Below are 14656 nucleotides of genomic sequence, written 5' to 3' on the forward strand. Positions count from 1 at the left end.
TGAGCGTGAGCCCGCCGGCGACGCCGGCGTCGATGGCGTTGCCGCCCGCTTCCAGGACCTTGAACGCCGCTTGCGCCGCGAAGTAGTGGCCGGCAGAGACCATGTGACGGCGCGACATCATCAGCGGACGGAAGGCGGTCCCGAATTTGTAGGCACTCATGTCGTATCCTCGGTGATCCTCAGGCGATCGCCTTCACTCTTGGAAGGCTTCTTCTCAACGTCGGCGATGATCTTCGCCGACGTTCCCAGAGATAGCTTGAGGCAAGCCTAAGTGATCACAGCTAAACCGCTGCATCGCGAAATCACGGAGCGCTGATCTTCAAGAACCAAAAACAGTCCTAAACACGCGCATCCAATTTCCACCGAGGATCTTTTTTGTATCTTCGGAATTGTAGCCGCGGGCGACAAGGGCCTTAGTCAGATTCCGCATGTGTTCCGGCGTATCGAGCCCCTCGGGATAATAATGAGGTGGCTCAGGCCAACCTTCGCGCGACCAGCGACCGGTCTCGATATTTTCTCGCCAGATCGCCATGGCTTTTTCGTCCGAGGCGAACGGCTGCTGGCCGTCAAAATAATCAAACCCAATACCAACATGATCGATACCAATGAGCTTCACGTAATGGTCGATATGAGCGCAAAATTGATCCATCGAAGGGCGCCCCTTCGGAATAATGAAGTATGGAACAATATTTACGCCGACGAGGCCGCCGGTCTTGGCTGCAGCCTTGGCTTGCTCATCGGTGATGTTTCTCTGGTGCTTGTACACCGACTTGGAATTGGAGTGAGAAAACACGACCGGTGCCGTTGAGACCTCCATCGCTTCCATGGTGGTGCGATAGCCAGTGTGCGTGCAATCGACGATCATGCGGCTTTGATTGAGCCGCTGAATCAAGCGGACACCGAAGTCGCTCAAGCCGCAGTCCGTGCGTTCCGTGCAGCCATCGCCGACTCGATTTTTTACATTGTACGCGAGCTGCACCATCCGAACGCCGAGTTCGCGATATGCCTCGACGAGATTGAGATCGTCGTCGAACGGGTCGGTGCCTTGAAAGTGAAAAAGGACGCTGAATTTCTTCTCACGTTTTGCGCGTTCGATGTCTGCGGCGGTCTTTGCGAGGATCACGTTAGGAGTGACGTCGAGATAACGATGCCAATCAGCCAATGATTTTAGCGCATAATTCGAGGACTGACTGCTGGCGATGGTAGGGGCGACGCAAGTGAAACCGCCCTTGATGCACAATTCGATATATTTCCTGGTCCGAATAAGAGGCGAAACCGCGTCGATAACGATGGCATCTTCATGCAGTTTGAGTGGATCGATAGCGGAAGCAGACATCGGTCATCTCTCTTTCCAATGAGCAATGTGACGGAGAAAAGCGCGGTGGGTCTTGGAATCTGACTGGCGAGAACTCCGGAAGAGCGTCTTGACAATGCAGATTGTATAAAATCTACTCTCGTTGGCAAGAGCCGCAAGTTCGCAAGTGGGAGGAAATGATCATGCGGGCTACGAGACGAAGTGTATTGATCGGAGGATTGGCTTCTGCAGCGATGGGGCCGAGCATAATTTCGGCACGCTCGGCGCCGGCGGCGGGGCGCACCGTGCGCGCGGTAATGCATGCGGACTTACGTGTGTTCGATCCGATCTGGACGACCGCGACGATCACTTCGTATCACGGCGCGATGGTCTACGACACGCTGTTCGGACAGGACGAACAGGGCCGCCCTCAGCCGCAAATGGTCGGCAAGTGGGGCACGTCCGATGACAAGCTCACTTACACCTTTACGCTGCGGGACGGGCTCAAGTTCTCAGATGGATCGCCGGTGACCGCAGCAGATTGCGTTGCGTCGATTCGACGATGGCAAATTCGCGATGGCGCCGGCACCCACATGTTCCGACGCGTCAAAGATACACCCGTCGTGGACGACAAAACGTTTCAGATCGTGCTGTCGGAGCGGTACGGATTGGTCATCGAGGCGCTGTCGAAAATCTCATCGTCGCAGTGCTTCGTCATGCGAAAGAAGGAAGCCGAGACAGATCCTAATCAGCAAGTACGAACGATTATCGGATCGGGGCCATTTCTCTACAACGCTGACGAGAGCCGGCCCGGCAATCGATACGTTTACGACCCGAGTCCGTCCTACGTGCCGCGCTCCGAGCCGGCGTCAGGAATGGCGGGGGGCAAGGTCGTTAAGATTGACCGCGCGATCTTTGAGAACATTTCCGACGAGCAAACGGCCTTGAGCGCCCTTCAGGCGGGCGAAGTCGATTTTTGCGAGGCTCCGCCGCAAGACATGCTTGCCGACCTCGAGAAGGATTCGAACCTGACCGTCGATATCATCAATACGACCGGTCGGGTTCTCGTGATGAGGATGAATTGCCTTCAGCCCCCCTTCGACAACGTCGAAGCGCGGCGCGCGATGCTTTACGTGGTCGACCAGGAAGCGATCATGCAAGCGATATTCGGGCAATCAAAAGCCTGGCGCAAATGCGGAGCCTACTTCTCCTGCGGGAATCCGATGGAGAACGACGAGAATACGGAATGGTTCAAGACCGGGCCAAACTCGAAAAAAGCCGCCGAGCTGTTCAAAAAAGCGGGCTACGACGGACGACCGGTCGTGGTCCTCCAAGCGACCGATAATACGTTCGCAAACCCTGCCGCAATGCTGACAGCTCAAGGCTTGCGGCAGGCTGGGGTCAACGTGGACCTCGCTCCGATGGACTGGGGCGCGGTCGTGACCCGTCGCGCCTCGAAGAAGCCGATTTCGGAGGGCGGTTGGAACACCTTCTTTACCGCCTCGTTCGGCTCCGAGCTCGTCGATCCTATTGCGTTCGGCGCGCATGCGGCCACTGGTGAAAAGGGTTGGTTCGGCTGGCCAAAGGACGATCTCCAGGAAAAGCTTCGAGACCGTTGGGCGACTGCGGAGACGGCCGAGCAGCGAAAAGAGCTCGCACGCGAGATGCAACGCAACGCCTGGAATTATGTGCCGCAGGTGTACTGCGGGCAGTTCTATCCGCGATCTGTTTGGCGGAAGAACCTTACGGGGGTTCTTAAAATCCCGCAGATCGTCGCATTCTGGAACATGGAAAAAAAGACCTAGGCGCGTTTCAGATGATTGATTACGTGGCGCGCCGACTCGTCTCGACAGCTTTCGTCATGGCGATCGTGGGAGTCTTTGTTTTTCTCCTTCTTCGGCTCGCCCCGGGTGACCCGGCGGCGATTATCGCAGGCGATACTGCGACCCCTGCGCATATCGCCGCCATTCGTCAACAATTGGGACTAGACGATAATTTGGTCGTTCAGTTCTGGCGCTGGATGCGAAATGTGGTTCATGGCGAGCTCGGAATTTCGATCTTTTCGAATGAGCCGGTGACCAAGCTGGTTCTTCAGCGCCTTGAACCTACCCTTTCGTTGACAGGAATGACCTTGCTTATCTCGGTCACTCTTGCCGTCACTCTCGGCGTGACCGCCGCGGCGCGTGCGGGGAGTTGGATCGACCGGTCTTTGATGGTTGTGTCTGTTCTGGGGTTTTCAGTTCCCACATTTGTGGTCGGTTACATTCTTATCTACATCTTCTCAATAAAGCTGAGCTGGCTTCCCGTTCAAGGATACTCGTTCTTAGACAACGGCGTGAGCCGGTGGATTTCTCATTTGATTCTGCCCGCTACGACTCTCGGTCTCGCATACATCGCGCTCATCGCGAGGATTACGCGCGCTTCGATGTTGGAAGTGCTATCCGAGGATTACATCCGCACGGCGAAGGCGAAGGGCGTCGATCGGCCGACGATTCTTATAAAGCACGCGCTGAAAAATGCTGGAGTACCGATCGTAACCGTGATCGGAATCGGTGTAGCGCTTCTTATTGGAGGTGTCGTTATCACGGAAACCGTTTTCAATATTCCCGGTGTAGGCCGGCTTACAGTCGATGCGATAACAAAAAGAGATTATCCGATTATTCAGGGCGTCATTTTGATATTCTCCGGCGTCTACGTGATTGTGAATCTCTGCGTCGACATCGCCTACACTTTTCTCGACCCGCGCATTCGGTACTGATCGAATGCAGGTCGAGACGTCTGCACTCTAGCCGCCCCCACACATCGGAGAGTCTTGTGACCGACGTGGTGCTAACCGCTCGCACTGAAATATCTGAGCCACGCCGCGGTCTTCTTCGGTTCGTTCAACGCAATCCAACGCTTGCGTTGGGGGCCGCCTTGCTTTTGCTCTTCATATTCATTGCAGCGGCTGCCCCGTTGTTTGGGGGCGATCCGATCAACATGGTGCCGGCCCAGCGGTTACGCCCGCCGTCAGCGGCGCACTGGTTGGGTACCGATCATGTCGGGCGTGATGTCTTCGCGCGCACCTTGTTCGGCGCGCGGATCTCACTAATCGTCGGCTTGGCGGTCGCCATATTTTCTGTGGCGGTTGGTTTAGTGATCGGATTGATCTCTGGATATTTCAGGAGGTTCGACGCGCTGCTGATGCGCTTTATGGACAGTCTGATGTCGATTCCATCGATTCTTCTGGCCATCGCATTGGTCGCCCTCACGCGGGCCAGCGTGGGCACGGTTATCGTGGCAATTACTGTTCCGGAAGTGCCGCGCGTCGTTCGCCTCGTCCGGTCTGTGGTCTTGTCCGTCCGCGAAGCGCCGTATGTCGAAGCAGCGATCTCCGTCGGCACGCCGACATGGAAGATTTTGCTTCGGCATATTCTGCCCTCGACCATCGCGCCCTTGATCGTGCAGGCGACGTATATCTGTGCATCAGCGATCTTGATCGAAGCCGGCCTCTCGTTCCTCGGCGCGGGAACGCCGCCGGAAATACCCACGTGGGGCAATATGATCGCGCAGTCTCGTCTTTATCTGGCGCGGGCGCCGTGGACGCTATTCGCGCCGGGGCTGAGCCTTGCCCTTGTCGTGTTGGCGGTAAACCTGCTTGGCGATGGACTTCGCGATCGTCTTGATCCCCGCATCGCGCGGCGCATGTAACATCAGGCTTGCGATAAATGGATCCTGTTCTCTCCGTTCGCAATCTCAAGACCTACTTTTTTACGCAGGACGGCGTCACTCGCAGCGTCGATGGATTGTCTTTCGACGTCTTTCCGGGTGAAACGGTGGCGATCGTCGGCGAATCAGGATGCGGCAAAAGCGTAACCGCGCTGTCGATCCTTCGACTCTTGCCAGAGCGGATCGCACGCACAGTCGGCGGCGAGGTCTTTTTCGAGGACGAGAATATTCTGTCCATCGATGAGGCGGAGATGAGAGAGATACGAGGAAATCGTATTTCGATGATCTTCCAGGAACCGATGACAAGCCTTAATCCGGTTCTCACCGTTGGTGAGCAAATCGCGGAGGCGGTTCGGATTCACGATCGAAGCGATAAGAAAGCGGCCGTGCAAAAGGCCGTTGAAATGATGAGGCTGGTGAAAATTCCGGATGCGGAGCGGCGGTTCCGCGATTATCCGCATCAATTCTCCGGGGGCATGCGCCAGCGCGTGATGATCGCAATGGCGCTGGCCTGTGGGCCCCAAGTTCTCATCGCGGATGAACCGACTACCGCGCTCGACGTGACCATTCAAGCACAAATCCTGCAGCTGATATTGGAGTTGAAGAGTCGGACGGGCGCGGCGGTCGTCCTTATCACGCACGACCTGGGCGTCGTCGCCGAAACATGTCAGCGCGTCATCGTCATGTATGCGGGCAAGAAGGTCGAAGAAGGTGACGTCTACGAGCTCTTTGATCGGCCGGCGCATCCGTACACGCGAGGTCTGCTGGGATCAATGCCGTCGCTTCACGAAAGCAAGCACCGCGAAAGGCTGTGCGAGGTCGGCGGCGTTGTACCATCGTTGCGCGAGAAAATCTCCGGCTGCGCATTCGCCGCTCGCTGCGGATGGGTGACCGACAGGTGCCGGGTAGAGGAGCCGCCTCTGGTTCCCGTATCGGTAAAGCACATTTCCGCCTGTCATCGGGCGCGCGAGGTGCAGGGAATGGCAGATCGTGTCGATGAGAATGCATATGGCTGAGCCCGTACTCAGGACGTCTGCTTTGACGAAGGAGTTCCCGTTGGGACGAAGCTTCTTCGGCCAGCCTCCGGTCGTACGGGCGGTCAACGGTGTAACTTTGCAACTGGCAGGGGGAGAGACGCTGTGTCTCGTTGGAGAGTCGGGGTGCGGAAAATCGACCGTGGGTCGATTGATCATGCGTCTCATCGAGCCGACGAGCGGGGAGGTCGTCCTCGGCGGGCGAGACATCACGCATCTCGACAACTGCGAAATGCGCGGCGTCCGGCAAAAAATTCAAATGGTCTTTCAGGACCCGTTCGCTTCGCTAAATCCAAGGATGACGGCGCGGCAGATTGTTGCTGAGCCCTTGGAAAATTTCCGGACATACAAATCCGCGCGCGATCGCGCCGACCGCGTCTCGATGCTGTTTGAACGCGTCGGCCTGAGAAACGACATGCAATCGCGATTTCCTTTTGAGTTCTCCGGAGGTCAGCGACAGCGACTTGGAATCGCGAGGGCCTTGGCTCTTGATCCGGCCATTATCGTCGCGGACGAAGCCGTGTCGGCGCTGGACGTTTCCGTCCAGGCTCAAGTGCTCAATCTACTGATGGATATCCAAGACAGTCTCGGGGTGTCGTACCTTTTCATTTCCCACGACCTTGGTGTGGTCAAGCACATCGGTCACCGCATTGCTGTCATGTATCTTGGGAAAATTGTTGAACTGGCGCCGACGCGCGCGCTGTTCAAAAAGCCTGAGCATCCCTATACGCAGGCGCTGATCGCGGCGGCTCCCGTTCCCAATCCACGCGCCAAGCGAAACCCGATCGTGTTGCAGGGCGACGTGCCATCTCCAATCAGGCTGCCCACTGGGTGTGCATTCCATACCCGCTGCCCCAAAGCATTTGACCGATGCAAGGTCGAAGAACCGCGTTTGGTTCAAAGCCCAAAGAACGAGCGGTATGTCGCCTGCCATCTTGTGAACGCGTGAACCGCGGTCTGATAAGACAAGGAACGACCAATGCGCATTAAAGCCTGTCAAGTTTATGCATACACACTGTCGTACGCTCACGGTGATTACGTCATGTCTGGCGGGCGTGCCGCCCAGACGCAGGAATCCACGCTTGTGCGGCTGCTGGCCGACAATGGTGAAGAAGGGTGGGGTGAGATCGCTCCGCTCGCGGGGACATATCTTCCAAACTTCGTCGGTGGCGCGCGTGCGGCGATCAACGAACTCGCACCGGAACTGATCGGCGCCGACCCTCGAAATATTTCCAACATCCACCGCATCATGGATGGCGTGTTGCTGGGTCAGTCGGGGGCGAAAAGCGTACTTGATATCGCCTGTTGGGATCTGTTCGGAAAATCTCTGGGGGTGCCGGTATCGACGCTCCTGGGCGGAGTGTTGCAGCCTGATTTCGCGCTTTACGAGGCCATTCCGCTCGGATCGCCCGAGTCGATGGCGGACTTCGTCAAAGCGCGCTCCAAAGCCGGAATCAAGAAATATCAGGTAAAGGTCGGTAATGATCCGTACGAAGATGCGGAAAGAGTGCGAAGCGTTGTCGAAGCCAACCCAACGGCTCTATGCGTTGCCGACTCGAACGGAGGTTGGAATTTACAAAACGCTCTGATCGCGTCTCGCGAGATGAAGGAGTTTCGGATGTACCTGGAGCAGCCTTGTCGCGAAAGTCCCGATTGCGCGATCGTCGCAAAGAAGAGCGAAATGCCGATCGTTATGGACGAGTCAATAGTGTCGGCGTCGGACCTTTTCTACGCCAAATACGAGATCGGCGCAGGGTCGCTCAATGTCAAATTGAGTAGGTTCGGGGGGCTCATGCCGGCGGCGCGGATTCGCGATCTGGCGCAGGGGCTCGGGATGTCGGTGACAATCGAAGACACCTGGGGAGGAGATGTGACCACGGCCGCAGTGAGTCATCTTGCGGCGACCACGCGGCCGGACCTGCTGTTGTCGACGAGCTTCTTCAACGACTGGACCAACGAGCACGTTGCGACGGAGGCTCCACGGTCAAAAAATGGTCGAGGGTCCGCGCCAACCGCGCCTGGTCTTGGCGTGAAGGTGGATGCCAAGAGCCTGGGCAAACCAATTTTTGAGATCGTGTAGACGTCGTCGAGCCGCATCATTCATATGAGCCGTTAGCCGAGGTCGAGAAGCAATGAACGGCCAAGATCGTGATGTCGTCAAAGTCGTGGTGGCAGGCGCATTGGGGGCGGTCGGCCGCAAGCTAGTCGCCGCTCTATTGAGTGAGAAGCAGGAGCTGCGACTGGTCGGGGCGTATGCACGGCGGTGTGTCGGTGAAGACGTGGCGGCGGCGATAGGGGTGCCTTCGTGCGGCGTTCGCATCAGCAGAACGATCGAAGAGGCGCTCGACAGCCGTCCGGACGTTTTGATCGACTTCACGCATCCGTCGGTCGTCCGGTCGCATATCTCTGCTGCGTTTGAGCGCAAGATCAACGTAGTGATCGGAACGACTGGATTCTTCGACCGTGACTTCGCTGCGATTGACGCCGCCGCGAGGGCCGCCGGCGTCGGCGCCGCCACGGGCAACTTTTCTCTGACTGCGGCGCTGCTTCAACATTTTGCGCGCTTTGCCGCACAGCATGTGCCGAATTGGGAGATCGTTGAATATGCGTCACATCGCAAGCCCGATGTCCCGAGCGGCACAGCGAGAGAGCTTGCGGAGCTTCTTCACCGGAAGGCTTCGCCGCTGCCGCAGTTCAATCCCGACGACGTTATCGGCCCGCGCGAAGCGCGTGGCGCAACGTTCGGCGGAGCCCAGGTGCACTCAATCAGGCTGCCAAGTTTCGCAAACTCCTTGGAGATCGTTTTTGGGCTTGCAGGCGAGAGGCTCACGATTCGCCATGACGAGCTCGACAAGGAGATCTTTGTTAAAGGAGCGCTCCTCGCCGCCGAACGCGTGATGGAAATAACAGGTCTGGTGCGCGGCCTTGACAGCTTACTGTTCGGGGACGGCCGTTAATCGAGAGCGCGCGCGGGGTTGACATTCATTGTTGCAGTAGATTGTATATTTTATACGACGGGAGGTGGCGATGGTTGATGTTTTGAGTGGCGTGGGACAGCCGGAAACGCAAAGCGTCGGGTCGCGAAAGCGGCAGATCGCGCTTGCGGCAGGAATGATCGGCCATTCGCTGGAATGGTACGACTTCGCCGTCTATGCATTCGTAGCGACGCAGATCGCCTCGCATTTCTTCCCGTCTTCGAGCGGGACCGCATCCCTGTTGGCGGCGTTGGCCACGTTTGGCGTCGGCTTTGTCGCTAGGCCGATCGGCGGTGTGCTGTTCGGCCGCGTTGCCGATAGCAGCGGGCGGCGCACGTCGCTCATTGTCTCTTACGTATTGATGGCCATCGCAACCGTGGCGATGGGGCTCCTCCCGTCGTATCAATCGATCGGAATTTTGGCTCCCATTCTTCTCGTCGCTGCAAGGCTTCTGCAAGGGCTTGCAGCGGGTGGCGAGGTCGCGGGAGCGATCGTCTTCCTCGTCGAGTGGGGAGGAAACGGCCGGCGTGGTCTTGCGGGTAGCTTTCACCAAGTCGGAAGCGGGGTCGGATTTTTGCTCGGTTCGCTAGTTGTCGCGCTGTTGACGACGCTTCTGTCGACGGAGGCGATGCAGGAGTGGGGATGGCGCATACCGTTTCTGCTCGGCGCGGTGATCGGGCCGCTCGGCTATCTGTTGCGTCGGAATGTCGATGAAACCCCCGAGTTCGTAAAGATCAAAGAAAGCGGCGCGGCCGTACCGGACCTGGCAATGTCCGAATGGCTTCGCTTCGCGCTGCGCGCCTTTCTCTTCAACGCGTTTTGGTCGATCATCTTCTACTTCTTTCTCACCTATTTGCCGACATACGCGCAGCGAGAGCTCCACCTCTCGAGCGCCGTCGCGTTTTGGGTGAGCACCGCGACATTGTTCGGATACGTGTTCCTGCTTCCGTTGTTTGGGCACATCTCCGACCGTGTGGGGCGAAAGCCGCTTTTCATCGCGAGCTGCTTGGGCTTCGCGGTGTTTCTGTACCCGGTTTTCAGCCACCTCAGTGTCGACAACATCTCGACGGCAACTTACTTCGGCGTATCCGTGCTTTTCGTGACGTTCCTGGCGATGTTCGCGGGCCCCGCGCCGGCCATGATCTCGGAGATCTTCCCGACCAAGAAGCGCGGGACTTTCCTAGGGCTGGGTTACAGCATGGGGACCGTCGTGTTCGGCGGCTTCACGCCGTTCATTGCCCTTTGGTTGACCGACAAGTTCGCGTCGCCCTTGGCGCCGATCGTCTACATCATCGTGGCCGCTGTGATTTCCGGCGCCTACATCCTCACATTGAAGGAAACCGCCCACGACCAGTCATGAGGCCGCGGGACAATCGTTTCGAGTCGAGGAAATTGTGCAAAAGAAAACGGCCATCATCGACGGAATCGTGATTCCGGCATTAAGTCGGCAATCGCTTGTTGAGATGCGAGACGGCGGCATCACGGCCGCCGTCTATATGAGCTCGATCTGGGACGATGCCGGACAAGCGTTTTGCAACATCGCCAACACGCAGGCGGTGATCCGGGAAAACGCCGACGTTGCGACGCTGGTCCGGTCCGTCTCGGACATCGACGACGCTTCCGCAAATGGAAAAATCGGCATCGTCATCGGATGGCAGAATTCGGACGGGTTCGGTCAAAGGCCGCAGAACGTCGAGCTTTTTGCCGACGCCGGATTGCGTACGGTGTCCTTGACGTTCAACTCGGCGAATGCGGCGGGCTCGGGATGCTACGAGCCGAACGACGGTGGCTTGACCGGCCTCGGGCGCGATCTGGTCGCTTCGTGCAATCGCGCCGGGATTCTTCTCGATCTAACCCATATTGGTGACCGGACGGCCGACGACATCGTCAACGCATCCCAACGGCCGGTCTGTTTCACGCACGCGCATGCCCGCGCCTTGAAAGACCACGTGCGGAATAAGTCCGACGATTTGATGCGTTCCGTCGCCCGCAAGGGCGGCGTCATCGGCCTCGGCGCCCTTCGGCATTTTCATCGGCGCGGTTTGGAGTCCGATGTGACCGACTACGTGCAAGCTGTGCAACACGTGATACGCGTCGTGGGCGAAGATCATGTCGCGCTTGGCTCCGACATGACCCCGTATCAGCCGACCTCGTTCCACCACTACACCGGCCGGCACAAAGGCAACGGGAAGATCATGCAGAACTACAGCAGCCTTCCCGCAATGCCTGGCCTTTCGACGTTCGATGATCATAAACATTTGGAGACGCGGCTCCGAGAGGGCGGCGTCAGTCCGAGCGCTTGTGAAAAATTTCTGCACATGAACTGGCGTCGGCTTTTCGCCGAAAGCTGGTCGCCGCTTCGCTGACTGCTGTTCGCACCTCAAGCAGATTGGCCAATTTGGAGAGACTGATGATCGTTGACGGTCTTGTTGTCGCGAAGCCAAACCGCGAGCTGTTCGAGAGTCTGAAGAAAGGCGGCCTGACGGCGGCGAATTTCACGTGCTCGATCTGGGAGAGTCTTGAAGCGACAATCAATAACGTCGCCGACTGGACCCAGAGATTTGAAGAGAACAAGGACATCATTGTCCAGATCAAGACCGTTGCCGACATAGAAAAAGCCCGCGACGACGGGAAGGTCGGGATCATTCTCGGGTGGCAAAATTCGAGCGGATACGGCGACTACTTGCCCAACGTGCGCCTCTTCAAGGATCTCGGCGTGGGCATCGTTCAGCTGACATACAATTCGGCGAATTCCGTTGGAGGTGGTTGCTACGAGTCGCGGGACGGCGGCCTTTCGGATTTTGGCAGGGCGCTCGTCGAAGAAATGAACGCGGCTGGCGTGTTGGTGGACTTGAGCCACGTTGGACCCGTCACGTCTAAAGAAGCGATCGACTGTTCCAAAATGCCGGTCGCCTACACGCATTGTTGTCCTTCGGCGCTGTTTCAGCACCCCCGCAATAAATCAGATGATCAGCTGCGGTACATTTCGCAACACGATGGGTTTGTCGGCGTCGGCGCGGCCGTTCCGCATTTCATGCCGAAGGGTTGGGATACGACCGTTGACGATTTTGTCGACGTGCTCGATCATGTTCGGAATATTGTTGGGTCGGATCAGATTGGCCTTGGCACCGATCTCGTGCAGGGACAACCGCCGGAGTTTTTCGATTGGATCGGCCGAGACAAAGGGACCGGCCGGTCGGTAACGTCGCTTCCCGCTTTTCCCGTGATCAAGGGTTTCGAGGACGGCGCCGACTATCACAACATCGTTCGCGCAATCGAACGCCGGTATTCATCCGGAGACGCCGAGAAGATCCTAGGGAGGAACTGGCTCGCGTTCCTGCAGCACGTCTGGCGCAACTAGTTGGGTTTGGCACCCGATTAGAATTCAATTTTCTGCACAGAAAGACACGGGATCAGTCGCCTTGTTGGTATGCTTTTCGAGGCTAACAACGTAACGGTCTACTGAAAACACTCTAATCTATTTATCGATGCCCCAGGAGAATGTAGTGCGCGCGCAGATTTTTTCAGGCTGTATGCCGGCTTTGATGACTCCTTGCACCGAGGACCGCAAGCCCGACTTCGACGCGCTCGTGCGCACGGGAAAGCAACTGATCGCCGCCGGCATGTCCGCCGCTGTCTATTGCGGCTCGATGGGCGATTGGCCGCTGCTCACCGATGCGCAACGCATGGAGGGTGTCGAGCGCTTGGTGAAAGCCGGCGTTCCGCTCGTCGTCGGGACGGGCGCCGTTAACACGGCTTCAGCCGTCGCACATGCTGCGCATGCTCAGAAGGTCGGCGCGCGCGGCCTGATGGTCATCCCTCGCGTGCTGTCGCGTGGTAGCGTCATTGCCGCACAGAAGAATCACTTCAAGGCCATCCTTTCCGCTGCGCCCGATTTGCCGGCTGTGATTTACAACAGTCCGTACTATGGCTTCGCAACGCGCGCGGATCTGTTCTTCGCCTTACGCGCCGAGCATCCCAATCTTGTCGGGTTCAAGGAATTCGGTGGCGCGGCGGATATGCGTTACGCGGCCGAGAACATTACCAGCCGAGATGACGATGTTTCGCTCATGATCGGAGTGGATACCTGCGTGGTCCACGGCGTCGTCAACTGTGGAGCAACGGGTGCCATCACGGGTATCGGCTGCGTTTTACCCAAAGAAGTACTGCACCTTTTTAGCCTGAGCCAGGCGGCCGCAAAGGGCGATGTCGAAGCTCGTCAACACGCGCTGGAGCTGGAAGCAGCGCTCGCCATTTTGTCTTCCTTCGACGAAGGACCGGACTTAGTTCTCTTCTTCAAATACATGATGGTACTGAAGGGGAATCCCGAATACCGGCTGCATTTTAATGAGACCGACGCTCTCACCGAGAGCCAGTGTGGTTATGCCGAAGAGCAGTTGAAATTGTTCGAGGCTTGGTATGCCCGATGGTCAAAGCAACTTCGGGTGGTTGGAAAAAGCGCCGCTTGAGCGTCACGATGGAGCGTTCTCGTCGCACGGGTCAGAATCACGTCTTCGCGCCTAGGACAAGCACCGTCCAAATGCTTTCGGCTGCCCGATGCGTTAGCTTTTGAGTGACAGCGCAATTTACGAGACAGATACGTTCAGGACCGTGCCGGAAGTGTCGATCTCCGCCCGACCGAAGCCAGCAAAAGGAAAATATCGTTTGTCGTTAGCTGACTGTCGGTTTCCCACGTGCCCGCCGATCAGAGAGGCTTCGAGCTGCGCCAGTGAGTTGGTGAACTCGATGGCTTCTGTCTGTTGAATACAAGTACGCCGCCTGCGCCCGCGTCACCCTGGATTGATTTCAATTCACGCATAGGCATTGGTCCGTAAAAAGTCCTACCAATGCTGCAAATGCAACGACGATAACGACCTGGGGAAGTTCGCTCACACATAGTTCCCATTAGGGCGTGGTGCTGAGTCCGGCCGACTGTTGCTAGGCGCTCCGGGGACGCTCTGGTAGTGTAGCCGCGCCACGGCGCGTAACGCTCAGTCGACAATTCAACCCCGTCCGCCGGCAAGCATGGGTATCATCCGGGGCTTGCGGAGCGATCACTCTTGTGCGCAACCCTTCTTGCGTTGCTGTGACACATGTCGCGTCGCATAAGTTGTGCTACAAGTTTCGACGAACCCTTGAGCCGCGCCTCGAGCCCGTGCTGAGGTAATCGAGTCAAGGGTACCGGTCTTGCCTACACTTTACCGCTTCAATTGCGAAGAACTCGTCCAGCGTTGAGGCATCTTGCTCGCCACGACTCATATCAGGCACGTCGATGAACCAACCTTATGGCCAACCCACCACGGAGGAAAAGCAGTTCAAGACGATGTCTGCTGCGGCCGCAGCTCGCCTTCGGCAGCTGATCTTGGATGGCCAGTTACCGGGTGGAACACCGCTACGACAAGGCCCGATAGCAGAGTACTTCGGTATCAGTCGAATTCCTGTGCGCGAAGCGTTGCTGCAGCTTGAGGCCGAAGGACTCGCTAAGATCCTACCTCACAAAGGTGCCATCGTTTCCAAGATTTCAATCGATAGCCTGATCGAGCTTTTCGAGCTGCGCAAACTGCTTGAGCCCTATCTGCTCCGTCGCTCTGTACCTCATTTAACGACATCTGATTTCGCTAATCTTGAGAGGGGTGCCGTCGCGG

The 14656-nt window shown here is 57.4% G+C and carries 13 protein-coding genes; 12 read left to right on the forward strand and 1 reads right to left on the reverse strand.

Annotated features, from left to right (window positions below; genetic code table 11):
- Positions 1–319: 319 nt before the first annotated feature.
- The gene (locus AB7F49_RS32695) at positions 320–1336 is read right to left on the reverse strand and encodes a dipeptidase (protein WP_428530043.1); all 1017 of its coding nucleotides are present in this window, start codon (positions 1334–1336) and stop codon (positions 320–322) included.
- Between the two features lie 185 nt (positions 1337–1521).
- Here AB7F49_RS32695 and AB7F49_RS32700 point away from each other — a divergent pair, with 185 nt between their 5' ends.
- From AB7F49_RS32700 to AB7F49_RS32755, 12 genes are all read left to right on the forward strand, one after another.
- Positions 1522–3099, forward strand: coding sequence for an ABC transporter substrate-binding protein (locus tag AB7F49_RS32700; protein WP_428530045.1), 1578 nt, complete (start codon positions 1522–1524; stop codon positions 3097–3099).
- An 11-nt stretch (positions 3100–3110) separates the two neighbouring features.
- Positions 3111–4052, forward strand: coding sequence for an ABC transporter permease (locus AB7F49_RS32705; protein ID WP_428530047.1), 942 nt, complete (start codon positions 3111–3113; stop codon positions 4050–4052).
- A gap of 65 nt (positions 4053–4117) precedes the next feature.
- Complete coding sequence (locus AB7F49_RS32710; protein ID WP_428530065.1) at positions 4118–4984, forward strand: ABC transporter permease; 867 nt, start codon at positions 4118–4120, stop codon at positions 4982–4984.
- Between the two features lie 17 nt (positions 4985–5001).
- The gene (locus AB7F49_RS32715) at positions 5002–6018 is read left to right on the forward strand and encodes an ABC transporter ATP-binding protein (protein ID WP_428530049.1); all 1017 of its coding nucleotides are present in this window, start codon (positions 5002–5004) and stop codon (positions 6016–6018) included.
- On the forward strand, positions 6011–6985 hold the full coding sequence (locus AB7F49_RS32720) for an ABC transporter ATP-binding protein (RefSeq protein ID WP_428530051.1): 975 nt from the start codon (positions 6011–6013) through the stop codon (positions 6983–6985). Before AB7F49_RS32715 ends, AB7F49_RS32720 begins: the two co-directional genes overlap by 8 nt.
- A gap of 30 nt (positions 6986–7015) precedes the next feature.
- On the forward strand, positions 7016–8116 hold the full coding sequence (locus AB7F49_RS32725; RefSeq protein WP_428530053.1) for a mandelate racemase/muconate lactonizing enzyme family protein: 1101 nt from the start codon (positions 7016–7018) through the stop codon (positions 8114–8116).
- A gap of 52 nt (positions 8117–8168) precedes the next feature.
- On the forward strand, positions 8169–8993 hold the full coding sequence (gene dapB, locus AB7F49_RS32730) for a 4-hydroxy-tetrahydrodipicolinate reductase (protein WP_428530055.1): 825 nt from the start codon (positions 8169–8171) through the stop codon (positions 8991–8993).
- 154 nt (positions 8994–9147) lie between these two features.
- The gene (locus tag AB7F49_RS32735) at positions 9148–10371 is read left to right on the forward strand and encodes an MFS transporter (RefSeq protein WP_428530067.1); all 1224 of its coding nucleotides are present in this window, start codon (positions 9148–9150) and stop codon (positions 10369–10371) included.
- Positions 10372–10405: 34 nt separating this feature from the next.
- Positions 10406–11377 (forward strand): dipeptidase, encoded by a 972-nt coding sequence (locus AB7F49_RS32740; protein WP_428530057.1) that lies wholly within the window; start codon positions 10406–10408, stop codon positions 11375–11377.
- Between the two features lie 44 nt (positions 11378–11421).
- Positions 11422–12372 (forward strand): membrane dipeptidase, encoded by a 951-nt coding sequence (locus AB7F49_RS32745; protein ID WP_428530059.1) that lies wholly within the window; start codon positions 11422–11424, stop codon positions 12370–12372.
- A gap of 145 nt (positions 12373–12517) precedes the next feature.
- A complete protein-coding gene (locus AB7F49_RS32750; protein ID WP_428530061.1) occupies positions 12518–13480 on the forward strand; it encodes a dihydrodipicolinate synthase family protein in 963 nt (320 codons plus the stop codon).
- Positions 13481–14283: 803 nt separating this feature from the next.
- Positions 14284–14656 (forward strand): GntR family transcriptional regulator (locus AB7F49_RS32755; RefSeq protein WP_428530063.1); only part of this gene is annotated, 373 nt, incomplete at its 3' end.

It is taken from the genome of Pseudorhodoplanes sp. (assembly GCF_050250235.1).
Lineage (GTDB): Bacteria > Pseudomonadota > Alphaproteobacteria > Rhizobiales > Xanthobacteraceae > Pseudorhodoplanes.

Excerpts from the sequence above, each read along its gene's own strand:
- AB7F49_RS32745 (WP_428530059.1), top strand. The coding sequence starts at position 11,422 with ATGATCGTTGACGGTCTTGTTGTCGCGAAGCCAAACCGCGAGCTGTTC.
- dapB (WP_428530055.1), top strand. The coding sequence starts at position 8,169 with ATGAACGGCCAAGATCGTGATGTCGTCAAAGTCGTGGTGGCAGGCGCA.
- AB7F49_RS32735 (WP_428530067.1), top strand. The coding sequence starts at position 9,148 with ATGATCGGCCATTCGCTGGAATGGTACGACTTCGCCGTCTATGCATTC.
- AB7F49_RS32695 (WP_428530043.1), bottom strand. The coding sequence starts at position 1,336 with ATGTCTGCTTCCGCTATCGATCCACTCAAACTGCATGAAGATGCCATC.
- AB7F49_RS32720 (WP_428530051.1), top strand. The coding sequence starts at position 6,011 with ATGGCTGAGCCCGTACTCAGGACGTCTGCTTTGACGAAGGAGTTCCCG.
- AB7F49_RS32725 (WP_428530053.1), top strand. The coding sequence starts at position 7,016 with ATGCGCATTAAAGCCTGTCAAGTTTATGCATACACACTGTCGTACGCT.
- AB7F49_RS32705 (WP_428530047.1), top strand. The coding sequence starts at position 3,111 with ATGATTGATTACGTGGCGCGCCGACTCGTCTCGACAGCTTTCGTCATG.
- AB7F49_RS32715 (WP_428530049.1), top strand. The coding sequence starts at position 5,002 with ATGGATCCTGTTCTCTCCGTTCGCAATCTCAAGACCTACTTTTTTACG.